The following is a 15,587-nucleotide window of genomic DNA, read 5'->3' as shown; positions in this document are numbered from 1 at the left end:
TTCAGCCGCGGGGAGGATGTCAACGGTTCAGCCTAACGGGGACCGGGCGGCCGGGGCCGCCCGGCATCAGTAGGGCTTGTAGCCGCCGGGGTCGGGGCGTCCCTGGGCGTCGACGCGCTCCAGGGATGCGATGCCGGGGTGCTCGGCGAGGGAGCCGTAGCGGCCGTAGGTGTACAGGACTCCGGCGATGATGTTGTCGACAGGGTCCTTGATCACCTTGTGGCCCTCGGGGCTCCAGGCGGCGAACGTGGGCGGGATCGTCTGCATCAGGCCCTGGGACGGGACGCCGTTCCTCGCGTTGATGTCCCAGTTGTTCTGCGCGTTGGGGTTGCCGCCGGACTCGTGGAAGATGATCTTCCAGATCCGCTCGATGTCCTTCGGGTCGTTGGGATCCAGGTCCTTGACCTTCTCCAGGATTCCCTTCCGGGCCAGGAAGCCGTCGATCTTCCCCGACTTGATGATCGTGAGCGCCTCCTTGATCCACCCCACGACCTTCTCCTTCGGCTGGGGGATGGTCCCGCCCGACGACGTGCCGCCGGAGCCGATCACGCCGGACGCGTCGCCGCCGGAGCCGCTTCCTCCCGATCCGTTGCCGCCGTTGCCGCCGTTGCCGCCGTTCGTGCCGGCGAGCGTCGTCTGCCCCGGGTTGGCCAGAGGGGTCTTCTCCCAGTGGAGGACGCGGTCGGGCGCCATGAACCTCTCGTCGCCGACCGCGGGGATGTCGGAGAAGTGGATCGACCGCTCGTCCATGTACGTCTTCAGATCGGCCGCCGCCTGGGTGACGGCCTTGTCGGCGCTGTCGAGCTGGAGGCGGGCGTTGGAGACGGCCGTGTCGACCGACGGTTTGATCCCCGCCGCGAGCTCCGTCTCGGTCCTGGTGGAGCCGTCGGCGTTTTTGCTGTTGTTGGTGCGGTAGGTGTTCCACTCGGTGACGAGGTTCTCGGTGAGGGTCTTCACCTTGGTCTCGGCGGTGTCGAGCGCGCCGGCGGCGGTGTCGAGCGCGCCCGCGCAGTCGGCAAGTGCGAGGTGCAGCGCGTCACCGGCCTTGCCGTACTTGCGCATGTAGTCGTCGAAGGCGTCCGCCGAGTCGCCCTGCCAGGAGTGGTCCACCGTGTTCACCGCGCGGGTGAGCTCGATGGCGTGGTCGTTCAGGTCGCCCGCGGTGGTCCGCCACCGATTGGCGATCGTGGTGATCGAGTCCTTCGCGCCGTTGACCTTCATGGCGATGGTGAGCAGTTCCGAGCTGCCCGGGACGACGGGAACGATCGGTTCCCTGTCGCCGTCCCTGTCGGTCAGCGATCCGCGGTCGTCGCTCATGAGCTGTCCACGCGCGGGTATTTGACGTTGCGGAGGTTCTCCGCCACGGTGCTCAGCGCATGCTCGACGCCGTCGAGCTTGCTTTGGACGTTACCCATCTCGCTGTCGACCGTCTTCTCGATCCCGTCGACGGCCGCGGCCAGCGCGCTGGAGCTCGTCAGCCTCCCGAAGATGGAGGAGTCGGTCGACTGGGCGGGATATGTCTCAGCCAGGGCGCCGAACTTTCCCATGAGCTTTTTCGCGGCCGTACGGCAGTCATCGAGTGCGTCGAAGTGGACATCGACGTTCTTCACCTGGCCGACCCCTTCCGGCGTTGGTGCAAAGCGGACGAACAACGATCATAGGGGGATAGGAGTCTCTCCGGGAATGGATCTTGTCCGCATCCTCGCCGAAGGAGCCCGGGTCGATCACCAGGACCGGGCCGCCCTTCTCCGGGCGGACGCGGACGTGTCCGGACTCCGTGAGCCCCGTCGTCCCGGCCGGGTGTGCGAGCTCCATACGGAGGGCTTCCCGTGGCCGGTGGCCGTCACGTGAAACGCCGGTAGGTGATGGGCCCCGCCGCCGCCCCCGCCACGTCCTCCACCCTGACCATCGTTCCCGGGCGAGGCGCATGGATCATCTTGCCCTCGCCGGCGTAGATCCCGACGTGGGTCGCGGGATCCCCGAAGAACACGATGTCCCCGGGCTGCGGCGGGGGCGTGATGGGCTGCCCGCTCGCCTGGTAGCCGGCGGCGGTGGTGTCGCCGATCTTGATTCCGGCCTGGTTCAGGGTGTAGTAGACGAGCCCGCTGCAGTCGAAGGCCGACGGCCCGTCGGCGCCCCAGACATAGGGTTTCCCGATGTGTTTCTGCGCGGCGGCCACGATCGCGGCTCCGCTCCCGGACCCCGGTACGTACGGCAGCGCCTGCGCGGGGCCGCCCGGATCGCCGCCCGCCGGGCCGTTGCCGCCGGAGCCGCCGCTCCCGGAAAGGCTCGCGCCGTTGCCGCCGTTGCCGCCGTTGCCGCCGTTCGTGCCGGCGAGCGTCGTCTGTCCCGGGTTGGCCAGAGGGGTCTTCTCCCAGTGGAGGACGCGGTCGGGCGCCATGAACTTCTGGTCGCCGACCGCGGGGATGTCGCTGAAGTGGATCGACCGCTCGTCCATGTACTTCTTCAGGTCGGTCGTCGCCTTGGTGACGGCCTTGTCGGCGTTGTCGAGCTGGAGGCGGGCGTTGGAGACGGCCGTGTCGACCGACGGTTTGATCCCCGCCGCGAGTTCCGCCTCGGTCCTGGTGGAGCCGTCGGCGTTTTTGCTGTTGTTGGTGCGGTAGGTGTTCCACTCGGTGACGAGGTTCTCGGTGAGGGTCTTCACCTTGGTCTCGGCGGTGTCGAGCGCGCCGGCGGCGGTGTCGAGCGCGCCCGCGCAGTCGGTGAGAGCGACATGCAGCGCGTCGCCGGCCTTGCGGTACTTGCGCATGTAGTCGTCGAAGGCGTCCGCTGAGTCGCCCTGCCAGGAGTGGTCCACCGTGTTCACCGCGCGGGTGAGCTCGATGGCGTGGTCGTTCAGGTTGCCCGCGGTGGTCCGCCACCGCTTGGCGATCGTGGTGATCGAGTCCTTCGCGCCGTTGACCTTCATGGCGATGGTGAGCAGTTCCGAGCTGCCCGGGACGACGGGAGTGATCGGTTCCCTGTCGCCGTCCCTGTCGGTCAGCGATCCGCGGTCGTCGCTCATGAGCCGTTCACGACCGGGTATTTGACGCCGCTGAGGTTCTCCACGGCGCGTAGCGCCCGCTCGAAGTGGATATCAAGGTTCGCCACCTGGCCGACCCCTTCCGGCGTTGGTGCATAGCATACGAATGTCGATCATAGAGGACAGAGATCTTTCCAGAGGTGGGCCGTGCCCGCATTCAGGGGCGACGGGCGCGTCCGCCATCCCCCTCCGCCGATGGTCGCCCGTTCTCACACGGGGTGGGACGCCGCCCGCGCCACTCCCCGGCTGCTCGCTTGATAATGCGTGTTATTTCTGCGTCAATTGATGTTTTTGTGGCTTATGGGCTCACCTGACCTGTTGAGGGGGTATCAGTGAACGATGAGTTCCGGATCACGATGGAGGGGCTGGCCGACGAGTACAACAAGCAGGCGGCCCAGCTCCGCGAGACGTACGGCAAGCTGAACGACCTGACCGCGACCGCGCAGTCGGATGACCGGATGGTGACCGTCACCGTGGGCCCACGCGGGCAGGTGCAGGGGATCGAACTGGACCCGCGCGTCTACCGGAAGCTGTCGCCGTCGGAGCTGACCCACTCGATCATGGAACAGATCGGCGTGGCGACGGGCGAGGTGTCGGCCCGGATGCAGGAGCTGATGACCCCGCTCGTGCCGGACGGCCTGCCGTACGAGGAGCTGTTCGGGGAGGGCGCGAGTTTCGAGTCGTTCCTGCCCCAGCCGGTGAACCTGCCGTCGAGGGAGCCGGAGGACCGCCGGTGACGATGCCCGCCGGCTCCCGTACGGAGCCGGCGGGGCGCACCGCGGAGCCCGGAACGAAGGACCGCGTACCGGGGGGTACGCCGAGCCGGCGGACGCGTTCTCGCGGGAGGTGCGGCCCCTCAGCTCTCCTCCGGGGGTGACGGGGGTGCCACGAAGGCGGTCTGCACCAGGCGCGCGCCGTGCCTCCTGTCGACGAAGTAGCCGCGGCCCGGCGGGAGCGGATGGGGCCGCACGTTGCCGAACACGAAGCCCTCGTCCTTGTTGCCGGACAGGACGACGGCGGGGCTGGCCATGTCTTTGATCTTCTGGATGATCGGATCGAACATGGCCCGGCCGACGCCGCCCATCGCGCGCGACATGACGAGGTGGAGCCCGATGTCGCGGGCCTGCGGCAGCAGGTCGGCCAGTGGCTGGAGCGGGTTGGACGAGGTCGCCACGAGGTCGTAGTCGTCGACGACGATGTACAGGTCCGACCCCTGCCACCAGCTTCTGGACCGCAGCTGCTCCGGTGTCAGGTCCGCCGGGGGCAGCCGTTTGAGCAGTGCGTTGCGCACGTCGGCGATCAGTTCGAGCGCCGCCGCGCTGGAGGCGGCGTAGCCGATGCGGTGCTCGGTGGCGGCGGAGTCCAGCAGCGCCCGCCGGTAGTCGATCACGATCATCATGGCCTGCTGCGGCGTGTGCCGGGCGACCAGGCCCTCGGTGATGAGCCGCAGCATGTTGGACTTGCCGCTCTCGGTGTCGCCCACCACGATGAAGTGCGGGTCGGCGTCGAAGTCCAGCATGACGGGCGACAGGGTGGCCTCGTCGATCCCGAGCGGGATCCGGTTCGGCCCGCTCTGCTCCGCGTCGGGCAGCGTCTCGGCGGCCAGCACCGCCGGCAGCAGCCGCACGGCCGGGGCGGGAGGCCCCTGCCAGGCGTCCCTGACGGCGTGGACGAGTGCGCGCACGCCGTCCGACAGGTCGTCGGCTTTCTGGACCCCGTCGATCCTGGGCAGCGCCGACAGGAAGTGCAGGCCCTCCCTGGTGAGGCCGCGTCCCGGGACGCCCTCGGGCACGGCCAGCGACGCCTTGCGGTTGACCTCCGACTCGTAGGCGTCGCCGAGCTTGAGCTCCACCCGGGTGCCGAAGAGGTCGCGGATGCCCGGACGGAACTCCGACCACTTGTTGGTGGCGGCCACGACGTGGATGCCGTAGCCGAGGCCGCGGGCGGCCAGGTCGGTGATCACGGGTTCGAGCGTCTCGAACTCCTGCCTGACGGTCAGCCAGCCGTCGACCACGAGGAAGACGTCGCCGAAGCGGTCTCCCTCGATCGTCCCCTCGGCGCGCATGCGCCGGTAGGTGGTGATCGAGTCGATCCCCTGGTCGGTGAACTCGCGCTCCCGCTGCTGCAGGAGGGTGGCGATCTCGGCCACCGTACGGCGGACCCGGTCGCCGTCCAGACGGCTGGCGATCCCGCCCAGGTGGGGCAGCCCCTCCAGCGAGGCCAGGGCGCCGCCGCCGAAGTCGAGGCAGTAGAACTGCACCTCCCGGGGAGTGTGCATCAGCGCCATGCTGGCGATCAGCGTGCGCAGCACCGTGCTCTTGCCGCTCTGCGTTCCGCCGGCGACGCCGACGTGGCCGGCCGCCCCCGACAGGTCCAGCCAGAACGGGTCGCTCCGCTGCTCGAACGGTTTGTCGACGAGGCCCACGACGGCGTGCAGCTGGCCCCGGCCCACCCATCCGATCGTGCCCAGGCCCAGTTCGGGCGTCGCCGACAGGGGCGGGAGCAACTGCGTGAGGGACGGGGGATCGCCCAGCGGCGGCAGCCAGATCCGGTGGGCGGGCGGTCCCTGGTCGTGCAGCCGGCTGACCACGAGGTCCAGCAGGGTGACCGAACCCCGGTCGGCCGGTCCGTCGGCCGCGGGCAGCTCCTTCTTGGGCTCCTCCACGACGGGAACCGGGGCGAAGTCCGGGCCGTACTCCACGACCTGCCGCAGGATGGCCTGGCCGTCCGGCGTCACCCCCTGGCTGTGGTCCGCCTGGTAGGTGCCGGACACGTAGGCGGCCTTGAACCGGGTCATCCCGGTGGTCTCGAACTTGAGATAGCCGTTTCCCGGGGCGGACGGCAGCTCGTAGGCGTCGGCGACGCCGAGCACGACCCGGCTCTCCATCGCGGAGAAGGTGCGCAGGCCGACCCGGTAGGACAGGTGGGTGTCCAGGCCGCGCAGCCGGCCCTCCTCCAGCCGCTGGGAGGCCAGCAGCAGGTGGACGCCGAGGGAGCGGCCGAGCCGCCCGATCATCACGAACAGCTCGATGAACTCGGGTTTGGCCGAGAGCAGCTCGCTGAACTCGTCGATCACGACGAACAGCGTGGGCATCGGCTTCAGGTCGACGCCTTGCTCGCGGGCGCGCTCGTAGTCGCGCAGGGAGGCGTAGTTGCCGGCGGCGCGCAGCAGCTCCTGGCGGCGGACCATCTCCCCGTGCAGGGCGTCGTACATGCGGTCGACGAGCGGCAGCTCGTCCTCGAGGTTGGTGATGACCGCCGAGACGTGGGACAGGGTGTCGAGGCCGAGGAAGGTGGCGCCGCCCTTGAAGTCGACCAGGACGAAGTTCAGGATCTCCGACGAGTGGGTGATCGCCAGACCGAGCACCAGCGTCCGCAGCAGCTCGCTCTTGCCCGAGCCGGTGGCGCCGATGACCAGGCCGTGCGGCCCCATGCCGCCCTGGGCCGACTCCTTGATGTCGAGCTCGACGAGGCGGCCGTCCACGCCGAGGCCGATCGGCACCCGCAGCCGGTTGCGGCCCGCCCGGGGTCGCCACGTCAGTGACGCGTCGAGGCGGGTCGGATCGCCGACGCCGAGCAGGTCGGTCAGGGAGGTGTTCATCGCGAGCACGTCCTGCGTCTCCCCGCCCTTGGCGGTCGAGACGCGCAGGGGGGCGAGCTGCCGGGCCAGGCCCTCGGTCCGCAGGAAGTCCAGCCGGTCGGGGTCGCCGAGGCGGGTCGAGCTCTCCTTGCCCGCGTGGTCGATCTTGATCATGTGGAAGCCGTCCGGCTGGATGTCCAGCCGGAGGGTGTTCTTCTCCTCGATCGGCCCCGCGGCCCCGGACAGGTCGATCACGGTGACGCCCTGGATGGCGTCGGTGCCGAGCTGGGAGTCGTGCGGCACGTGGCCGCCGTCGATGATCAGCACGTGGTACGGCAGGGCGTCGGAGGAGGCGCCGGGCTTGAACCGCGCGCGCTCCTTCAGCTCCGAGCCGAGCAGGTGGTCGAGCTGGGACAGGTTCTCGGCCATCAGCCGCACCTGGCCGGCGGCGTCGGTCTCCTCCGGATGCAGCGCGTGGGGCAGCCACTTGACCCAGTCCCACTGGGCCATCCACTCCTTGCTCGCGCACACCATGACCCGCATGTCGTCCGGGGAGTGGAACACGGTCAGCTGGGCGATCATCGCCCGTACGAGCTCGCGTACGGCCACCGGGTCGCCCGTCAGGTTGATCCGCGCGAAGGAGTGCAGGGCCACGGCCACCGGCAGCTTGGCCACCGTCGAGTGCGCCCGGACGAACCTTCGCAGCGCGCCGGACGTCAGGGCGTCCAGGTCCTCGATCGGCTTGGAGTCGGGGGGAATGAGCTGGATGGCGAGTTTCTGCACGCCGGTGCCGAGCCGTACCGTGCCGAAGTCGTCGTCGCGGGGCCGCCGTTCCCACAGGCGCTGGCTCATGGCGACCCACCACAGTGATTCGGGGGCGGGACCGCCCCACTCCAGGGCCGCGCGCTGCTGCTTGGCGGCCTGGCGCACCCTCTTGCGGACCTGGGAGAGATAGCGGAAGTAGTCGCGGCGCAGGTTGTTGAGCCGGTTCTTGCGCTCTCCAGACTGGCGGCCCATCTGGCCCAGGGACATGCCCACCATGGATATCGCGAACAGGCCGCTCGCGACGTACATGAGCGGGTTGGAGTTGCCGCCGGCGGTGAACATCAGGCCCATCGCGGCGCCGCCCGCGATCATCGGCAGGTAGGTGAGCACCGCCATGAAGCCCTGCGGCTGGACCTCGGGGACCTCCGGCGGAGACTCGAGCAGGATCTCGCCCCGCGGAGGCTTGGGCGGTGGCCGGCGCTCTGGGCGCCGCACGATGACGATACTCACCCCTGGAATCGCCTTCCTGATCGTTTGCGCTACTTATTACCAGAAAACGTTTATCTGCGGCTGCCGCGCGTAATCCCCGCCGTCCCCGCTACCGTATCCGTGATGTCCGTGATGCCTGTGGTGAGAGGGATACGACTGTGAGGTCGCTGGCTCAACCGCCCGCTCAGGGGCCGATCACACAGGGCGCGCTGGCCCAGTTCGCCGCGCCGCTGCCGACGTTGTGCCACGTCACGATCGTGGCCCCCCGCAGGAAGGCCGACCTGGCGCTGCCCGCGGACATTCCACTGCCCCATGTCCTGCCCGGCCTGCTGCGCGCGGTGGGGGAGATCGGCGGTGACGCGTCGGCCGGTCCCGGTTGGGTGCTCCAACGGCTCGGCGGGGCCCCGCTCGACCTCGGCCAGAGCCTGGGAACCCTGGGCGTGCTCGACGGCGAGGTGCTCTATCTCAGGCCGCAGGAGGCCATGCTGCCTCCCGCGCTGTTCGACGACGTGGCCGACGTGGTCGCCACCGGGGTCCAGGAGGGCTCCGACAAATGGGGCCCGCGGCACACCCGCCTGGCCGGGGTGGGAGCCGCGGTCGCGCTCCTGCTCACCGGGGTGGCGGCCCTGGTGCTGGCCGGGCCGCCGTGGACGCCCGCCGCCGTGGTCGCCGTGGTCTTCGCGGCCCTCCTGGTCGCCGCGGGCGCCGCGATGTCCCGGGCGGCCGGCGACTCCCCGGCGGGCGCGCTGATCGGCTACGCGGCCCTGCCGTACGGCCTGCTGGCCGGGTTGCTGGCACCGTCGGCGGCCGGGGGACTGGGGGGACTCGGCGCGGCGCACATGCTCGCCGCCTTCGCCTCCGTCGGCCTCGTGGCGACCATCGCCGTGATCGCCATCGCCGACGGCGTGCCGGTCTTCCTCGGCGCCGCCATCGCCTCGATGACCGGAGCGGTGAGCGCGGCCGTCGTGATGGTGTCCCAGGCGCCCGCCGCCGGGGTGGCCGCGGTCACCGTCGCGATCCTGCTGGGGTTCACCCCGCTGATCCCGGTCCTGTCGTTCCGGCTCGCCCGCGTGCCGACGCCGACGATGCCCACCACCGCCGACGAACTGCGCAACGACAACCAGCAGATCGACGGCCCGCTCGTCGAGGAGCGCACCGCCCACGCGCTGAGCTACGCGACCGGGATGGTCGCGGGAGTGGCGCTGGTGGCGCTGGTGGCGCAGGCCTACCTCGTCATGCATGGCGGATGGGTCGCCACGGCCAACGCGCTGACGCTGTCGCTGACCCTCATCATGCGGACCCGCGTCTTCCACGGGTTCGGCCAGCGGCTCTGGCTGATGATCTCCGGTGTCTCCGGGCTCGTCATGTTCGCGATCTCGCAGGCCGCCGGAGGGGGAGGCCCCACCGCGATCATCGTGGTGATGGGACTGCTGGGCGCCGCGGCGATCTGCGCGGGCCTGGGCATGTGGCTGCAGGTCGGCAAGCCGTCCCCGTTCTGGGGGCGGGCCGGGGACATCGTCGAGCTCCTGCTGATCGTCGCGCTGTTCCCGCTGGCCCTCGGCGTGCTGGAGGTCTACTCCTGGGTCCGCGGCCTGTCCGGCTGAGCCGCCGGACCCGGCGTGGGCCGCTCTCCGCCGCCATGTTCTTCTGTCCGCATTGCGTCGATAGTGAGGGTGCGGTTAGCTTGCTCCGGAAGTGGCCGGTCGTCACTCATGAGACCGGTGGTGCCCATGTGGAGGGAATCGGTCAATGCAGGAGTTCGGGGACTTCGCGAACATTGATATCGACAAGCTCCTGAAGGGAGCGGACGAGCAGTTCGCGCGCATGGAGGAAATGCAGAAGGGCATGGCCGACCTCGTCGGGCGTGCCCAGGACGACGACGGCCTGGTCACCGTGGAGTACGCCGCCGAGGGCATACGCGAGCTCCAGTTGCACCCCAAGGCGATGCGGCTGAGCGCGGGCGAGCTGGCCGAGAAGGTCAAGGACGTCATCGCCGCCGCCACCACGGATCTGCAGAAGCAGGTCAACGAGGTCATGGCCGAGGTGTTCGGCGAGGAGGACAATCCGATGTCCTACATCAACGACCCGGACAAGGCGATGAACCAGATCAAGGACGCGGAAGCCGCTTACAACCGGACATTCGATGATGTGATGGGCGAGCTCGACAGCATCCGCCGCCGCATGAACCTGTAACCGCCGGAAACACCGCGCCTGCGAGCATCCGATCCGCTCGCGGGCGCGGAATTCCTGAGGGCCTGTCCCCTATGCCGTCTGGTCGCCGGTGGTGGTCTGATCCCCGGTGGTGGTCTGATCCCCGGTGGTGGTCTGGTCCCCGGTGGTGGTCTGGTCCCCGGTGGTGGTCTGGTCCCCGGTGGTGGTCTGGTCGCCGGTGGTGGTCTGGTCCCCGCTTGTCGTCTGGCCGAACGACTGCGGTAGGCCCTCGATGAAGACCTGCTCGAACATGGGCGTCGACTTCATGTCGGTGGGCGTCGCCGCCTGGGAGAGCCCCTGCTGCGTGGACGACGTCAGCATCTGCAGGAGCATGTAGCCCATCCCGACGATGGTCGCGATCATCATGAGGGACTTGCCGCTCTTGGCAACCATCGCGCGCAGGTTCTGGCGAATGGTCGTGGCACCTGCCGTCGTAATCGTGGTGGCGGTCAATGCGCCGACCGGTCCTGCCGCGCTGGCGGCTGCCTTCGCTATCGCCATCTTCAGGAGGATGCCGCCCAAAATCGCGCAGATCACCGCTGCGGCGAACGACATCAGCGCCGCACCGCCGAGGCTGTCGCCGATGTTATTGCAGCAGTCCCGGGTTTTGCCCATTTCGTCATAGAACTTCTTGCACGCGGCGTCGAACTCCTCCTTCCCCATGTTCTGCCACTTTTCCGGATCCACTCCCGAGGTGAAGCTGTTGAGGTCGATGTGCGCCTCGTCAAGTTCTTTGCACAGATCTTTCCACACCTGTTTTGTGCCGTCGATGTCGCTCGGGCTGGAGAATTGGAGGGTCATCAGCAGTCCCGACGAGATGGCGATGCTTCTGAACATGGGACTGGGCGGCAGAGAGGGCATCACCGAGGCGGCTGTGCACATGCCGATGGCACTGGTGTAGATACTGGTGCCGGCGTGATAAGCGAATGCCATTTCTCTCAGGTTTCCTTAACCGTGCTCGCGTCGTTGGCCTTAACCGTGCTCGCGTCGTTGGCCTTTTTCATGACCTCGGCCCCTTGGTGCAGCTGGTCGGTCCACTTCTCGCCCACCTGCGTTTTCGCCGCGGCGATGTATCCTTTGATCGCATCGCGAGCCGTGTTGTGCGCAGATGTGAGCCCCGACCCGAGCAGGCCGAATCCGGGCCACCCGACATTGATTCCCTCGGTTCTGCTCTGAGCTTGGGAGAGTTTTCCGCCGTCAGTGGCGGCGGTGGCGAACTTGGTTTTGAGGCTGGTGAACGCCTCGTCACTCGTGTTGCGCCAGCCGCCGTCTACGCCACCGCCCGAGATGATTTGCTCTCGTTGTTGCTTGGCGCGCTCTTTCGCCGCTGCGTCAGCCTTCGCCTTCGCCTCCGCGTCAGCCTTCGCCTTCGCCGCTGCGGCTGCCTTTTTCTGTTCCTCGGTCAGGGGTGCCGTGCCCCCGCCGGAGCCGGCACCGCCCACATTCGGGACGCCACCACCGCCTCCGGAGTCGGCACCGCCCAGATTCGGGACGCCGCCACCGCCTCCGGAGGACGGCGAGGGTAGATCCGGTGCCGGGGACCCACCGGAATCACCGGGCGTCTCGCCCGTGCCCGCAGGTGGAGTCACCTCCGGGGTCTCCGGTGCCTCCGGGGTCTCCGGCACTTCTGGATCCTTGGGGTCCTCGGGCTTGTCCGGGTCCTCGGGGTCGTTCGGGTCGCCGGGCTTGTCCGGGTCCTTGGGGTCCTCGGGCTTGTCCGGGTCTTCAGGGTCGTTCGGGTCGCCGGGCTTGTCCGGGTCCTTGGGGTCCTCGGGCTTGTCCGGGTCTTCAGGGTCGTTCGGGTCGCCGGGCTTGTCCGGGTCCTTGGGGTCCTCGGGCTTGTCCGGGTCTTCAGGGTCGTTCGGGTCGCCGGGCTTGTCCGGGTCCTTGGGGTCCTCGGGATCCTTGGGGTCCTCGGGATCCTTGGGGTCCTCGGGGTCGTTCGGGTCGCCGGGCTTGTCCGGGTCCTTGGGGTCCTCGGGATCGTTCGGGTCTTCAGGGTCGTTCGGGTCGCCGGGCTTGTCCGGGTCCTTGGGGTCCTCGGGATCCTTGGGGTCCTCGGGGTCGTTCGGGTCGCCGGGCTTGTCCGGGTCCTTGGGGTCCTCGGGATCCTTGGGGTCCTCGGGCTTGTCCGGGTCCTCGGGGTCGTTCGGGTCGCCGGGCTTGTCCGGGTCCTGGGGAGCGTTCGGGTCCGTGATGATTTCTATCTTGGGACCGTCGTTCGCGGCGGCCTGAGGGTCGACATACCCCGGTTCGGGGTCCTCGATGACGAGGACGTCGGAGTCCACGGCCTGCAGGCGGGTGACGTCGGACGTGTCGCCGTCAGGGAACAGGGAGGACCCGGAGTTCCCCCCGGCGTTCCCAAATGTGTCCCCGTAGGACGGGACCTCCGGTCCGCTGACGTCGGGCCGGATGACCTCCACCGAGCCGGTGGCGGGAAGATCGGAGGATGGGGCGACCCCGCCCCAGTTGAGCAGCTTGTCGATGTCCCGTTGTCCAGCCAAGTCCAGCCTCCACCCCGCGGCCCCTCAGAGATCGACAACAGTAGCCCAAGCGTGTTAGGTCGTACAGAAAGCGGGAAAGCGTCAGGTTCCGCATATACGGCACAGCCTGCGCCGCCGCACTGGCTTTCGGATGGCTGTAAAGCGCTGGCCTGCGCGTTTGTGTAAATGACACCAAAGTGTTACGCGCCCGTGATATAGATGCATGTTATCTATGTTGCGCTAGATCGCTAGCATGCCATTTGATGATGTTCGCGGCTGCAGTCCCGTCTGTCCGTCCGTGCGGTGGCACGGTCATAGGGCCGGCGCGAGGGCACGGCGCAGCGACGAAGAGATGGGCCCCATGTCACGGAGGTGACCGGTGGAATTTTACGGTGCTAGCCCCGACAAGATCAGAACAGGGGCGGGTCAGGTTGTCGACGCCGCGCAGCACGTCGAAGGACTGCGCAAGGGCGTTCAGCTCACCACGCAGGAGCTGACGGCTTCGGGCTGGCTTGGATCGGCGTCGGCCAAGTTCCTGCAGGCGATGACCAAGTGGGACGAGCAGATGATGATCGTCCGGCGAGACCTGGAAGACATCGCGGACAGGATGGGCCAGAACGTGGTCGTCTACAGCGCGGCCGACCAAGACGTGCAGTCGGGTATGGGACGGGTCGACTCGCTCATCAACACCGGCGCGGTCGACGGCAAGATCAACAGGTAGGGGAGCCTAATGTCTCAGTCAACCGACTACACCGGGGGTGGCTTCGCGGCCGACTACACGAAGGTCAACTTCGTGCAGATGGAGCGGGTCCAGGGCGAGCTCCTCCAGGTCGTCACCGCCATGGACACGGTCACCGACAATCTCATCACCCAGCTCAGGGCCACCCTGGGCGAGGCGAGCTGGTCCGGTGGAGCGTCGGAGTTCTTCGAGCAGCACCGGGCCAAGTGGGACCAGGCCGAGCAGGAGATGGGGCGCCAGCTTCAGGAGGCCGCGAAGGCCCTCGGCGTCGCCACCGAGAACTACCGGGCCGCCGAGCAGCGTAACAAGGCGATCTGGGCCGGCTGACGCGATCAGTAGATGATCACGTTCCTCTCGGTCACCGCATGACGCGGTGACCGAGATCGTTTGTCTCCGGCGAGCATGAGCGACTCACGGTTCGCCTTTTCTCCCGAGGAGCAACATGACCAGCAGAGACTCCATGTACGGAGGAGAGAAGGCTCTCAACCCCGATCCGAACTGGCCCGGTCTGGACGGCGGCGCACCCACCTCCGAGTTCAACGCCGACCGGCTGAAGAAGCTCGCGGGGGAGCTGGAGAGCTACATGCCGGGGATGCGGGGGCCCGCCTACTCCGAGGGTTACACCACCGGGTCCACGGAGGGTTTCAAGCCTGAGGCCATGCTGACCGAGCAGCAGCTCGGCACATGGCAGGCGGCGAGCGCGTTCGCCAAGACGGTCGGCGCCTCCACTTCCGACGAGCAGGGGGGCAGAGCCCTCGGGCATGTGTACGACCTGTTCGTCACCCGCCTCGAAGAGGTCATCAGGGCGATTCGCCTGAACGCCGGCGAGTATGACGGCGCCAACCAGGCGAACACCGGCGGGAACGGCACGAAGGCGTAGGGAAGGTCACTGTGGGTAGCGAATCGAAGGTTCTGATCATCCGGTCCTCTGCCGCGGTTCCGCAGGTGGACGGCGTCACCCAGACCAAGGACCAGATCAAGGAGCTGCTGCGCAACACCGCGCCCACCAGCATCGACGACGCGGGCTTCGCCTACGGCAACGCCGCCGGGACCATCGACCTCGTCTGCGGCGTCCTGCAGAGCGTCGCCGGCGAGCTCGCGAAGGTGTGGGGCGGGGAGACGGCGGCGGAGGTGCAGAAGGCGCTGCAGATGCTGCACGCCACCGGCACCGAGCTGGTCTCCAAGATGGAGCAGATGTCCACCACCCTCCGGTTGTACGGCGGGACCTACCTCCCCCAGGCCATCGAGAAGATCAACAAGCTGGAGAGTCAGGGCGGGACGTCGACGGTCCCGCCCAGCGCCAACGCCAGCATGTCGCCGGCGGCGGCGGACGTGGAAGCCGCCAACGAGGCCGCTCGCAAGGTGCTGAGGGAGCTCAACGAGAAGATCGTCGAACTCTACAACGTCCAGGTGCCCCCGCACGTCTCGTACGAGCTGCCGACCGTGTCACTGCCGGGCGGTCCTTCCTCGTACACGAAGACCCAGTACCCCGAGGGCGACTCGCCGTACCAGGGCGACTCGACCGGGTCCGGGAACGGCTCGACGGGCTCCGGGACGGGCGGCTCTTCCTCGTCTCCGGGCTCCGGCAGGGGGAACGGCGGATCGGGTGGTTCCGGTCCGGGCGGGTCAGGTCCGGAAGGTCCGGGCTCCGACGGCTCAGGCTCTGACGGGTCCGGTCCGAAGGGTTCCGACCCGGCTGATCCGGGGTCGAACGGCACCGACCCGGGCGGGTCCGGTTCCGACGGCACGGGTTCGCCCGGCTCCGGTGCCGGCGCTCCGGGCGCCGACGGCGGGAACGGGAACGGGAACGGGCAGGGACAGTCTCCGGTCGACGGCGCGAACGGCAAGGATTCCGACGCCACCGCCCCGGCCGTGATCGGCGGGAACGAGGACGCTCCCAGGCACAACCCCCGGAGCACCGAGACGGCGGGCCTCAACCAGCAGCCGGTGACGACTCTCGCTCCTCCCAACACTGTCGTGCCCACCGCCGTCGCTCCGCCTCCCACCACTTCGTTCGGACCGACGACCGCCGTCTCCCCGGTCCTCGGTGTGGGCGGTTCGGGAGCCGGTGCGGGCTCCCTGGGCGTGGGCGGGGCCAGCTCCGCCGCGCTGGCGCGGGGCACCATCGGCAACGGCACGATGATGCCGATGGGCGGCATGCCGATGGGCGGCGGGATGGGCCAGGAGGGCTGCGAGGAGCACGAGACATCGGTCTACCTGCCGGAAAAAGGTCACTGGGAGAGCGAGCACGATGTGACCTCCTCATGCATCTGCTGA

The 15,587-nt window shown here is 68.6% G+C and carries 13 protein-coding genes; 7 read left to right on the top strand and 6 right to left on the bottom strand.

Annotated elements, in window-relative coordinates; all coding sequences use genetic code 11:
* Nucleotides 1-66: 66 nt before the first annotated feature.
* The 3 genes from SROS_RS39090 to SROS_RS46595 all read right to left on the bottom strand — a co-directional run bounded on the left by SROS_RS39090 (nt 67) and on the right by SROS_RS46595 (nt 3,025).
* A complete protein-coding gene (locus SROS_RS39090; protein ID WP_012894491.1) occupies nt 67-1,317 on the bottom strand; it encodes a WXG100 family type VII secretion target in 1,251 nt (416 codons plus the stop codon).
* Complete coding sequence (locus SROS_RS39085; protein ID WP_012894490.1) at nt 1,314-1,610, bottom strand: hypothetical protein; 297 nt, start codon at nt 1,608-1,610, stop codon at nt 1,314-1,316. Before SROS_RS39085 ends, SROS_RS39090 begins: the two co-directional genes overlap by 4 nt.
* A 233-nt stretch (nt 1,611-1,843) precedes the next feature.
* A complete protein-coding gene (locus tag SROS_RS46595) occupies nt 1,844-3,025 on the bottom strand; it encodes a bifunctional WXG100 family type VII secretion target/C40 family peptidase (RefSeq protein WP_012894488.1) in 1,182 nt (393 codons plus the stop codon).
* Nucleotides 3,026-3,375: 350 nt separating this feature from the next.
* On the opposite strand from SROS_RS46595, the gene SROS_RS39075 reads away from it, so the two are divergent.
* Nucleotides 3,376-3,780, top strand: coding sequence for a YbaB/EbfC family nucleoid-associated protein (locus SROS_RS39075; protein WP_012894487.1), 405 nt, complete (start codon nt 3,376-3,378; stop codon nt 3,778-3,780).
* Between the two features lie 119 nt (nt 3,781-3,899).
* Here SROS_RS39075 and SROS_RS39070 read toward each other — a convergent pair whose 3' ends face one another.
* A complete protein-coding gene (locus tag SROS_RS39070) occupies nt 3,900-7,898 on the bottom strand; it encodes a type VII secretion protein EccC (RefSeq protein WP_043653845.1) in 3,999 nt (1,332 codons plus the stop codon).
* A 137-nt stretch (nt 7,899-8,035) separates the two neighbouring features.
* Between SROS_RS39070 and eccD the strand changes: the two genes are divergently transcribed.
* Both eccD and SROS_RS39060 read left to right on the top strand, forming a co-directional pair.
* Nucleotides 8,036-9,481 (top strand): type VII secretion integral membrane protein EccD, encoded by a 1,446-nt coding sequence (eccD, locus tag SROS_RS39065; RefSeq protein ID WP_012894485.1) that lies wholly within the window; start codon nt 8,036-8,038, stop codon nt 9,479-9,481.
* 145 nt (nt 9,482-9,626) lie between these two features.
* Nucleotides 9,627-10,070 carry a YbaB/EbfC family nucleoid-associated protein gene (locus SROS_RS39060; protein WP_012894484.1) on the top strand — a complete coding sequence of 148 codons (444 nt, stop codon included), beginning with the start codon at nt 9,627-9,629 and terminating at the stop codon, nt 10,068-10,070.
* Nucleotides 10,071-10,139: 69 nt separating this feature from the next.
* On the opposite strand, the gene SROS_RS39055 is transcribed toward SROS_RS39060, so the two are convergent.
* Both SROS_RS39055 and SROS_RS52470 read right to left on the bottom strand, forming a co-directional pair.
* Nucleotides 10,140-11,021: a hypothetical protein gene (locus SROS_RS39055; protein WP_012894483.1), complete on the bottom strand. Its 882-nt coding sequence runs from the start codon at nt 11,019-11,021 to the stop codon at nt 10,140-10,142.
* 5 nt (nt 11,022-11,026) lie between these two features.
* Nucleotides 11,027-12,376: a hypothetical protein gene (locus SROS_RS52470; RefSeq protein WP_218919754.1), complete on the bottom strand. Its 1,350-nt coding sequence runs from the start codon at nt 12,374-12,376 to the stop codon at nt 11,027-11,029.
* 574 nt (nt 12,377-12,950) lie between these two features.
* Between SROS_RS52470 and SROS_RS39045 the strand changes: the two genes are divergently transcribed.
* The 4 genes from SROS_RS39045 to SROS_RS46585 all read left to right on the top strand — a co-directional run bounded on the left by SROS_RS39045 (nt 12,951) and on the right by SROS_RS46585 (nt 15,587).
* The gene (locus SROS_RS39045) at nt 12,951-13,292 is read left to right on the top strand and encodes a WXG100 family type VII secretion target (RefSeq protein WP_012894481.1); all 342 of its coding nucleotides are present in this window, start codon (nt 12,951-12,953) and stop codon (nt 13,290-13,292) included.
* A 9-nt stretch (nt 13,293-13,301) separates the two neighbouring features.
* On the top strand, nt 13,302-13,637 hold the full coding sequence (locus tag SROS_RS39040; protein ID WP_012894480.1) for a WXG100 family type VII secretion target: 336 nt from the start codon (nt 13,302-13,304) through the stop codon (nt 13,635-13,637).
* Nucleotides 13,638-13,752: 115 nt separating this feature from the next.
* Entirely contained in the window at nt 13,753-14,190 is a 438-nt protein-coding gene (locus SROS_RS39035; protein ID WP_012894479.1) for a hypothetical protein, read from the top strand.
* Nucleotides 14,191-14,201: 11 nt separating this feature from the next.
* The gene (locus SROS_RS46585; protein WP_012894478.1) at nt 14,202-15,587 is read left to right on the top strand and encodes a WXG100 family type VII secretion target; all 1,386 of its coding nucleotides are present in this window, start codon (nt 14,202-14,204) and stop codon (nt 15,585-15,587) included.

The sequence above is a fragment of the Streptosporangium roseum DSM 43021 genome, from assembly GCF_000024865.1.
In the GTDB taxonomy this organism is placed as follows: Bacteria; Actinomycetota; Actinomycetes; order Streptosporangiales; family Streptosporangiaceae; genus Streptosporangium; species Streptosporangium roseum.
This window is presented reverse-complemented; position numbering and strand designations above follow the sequence as displayed.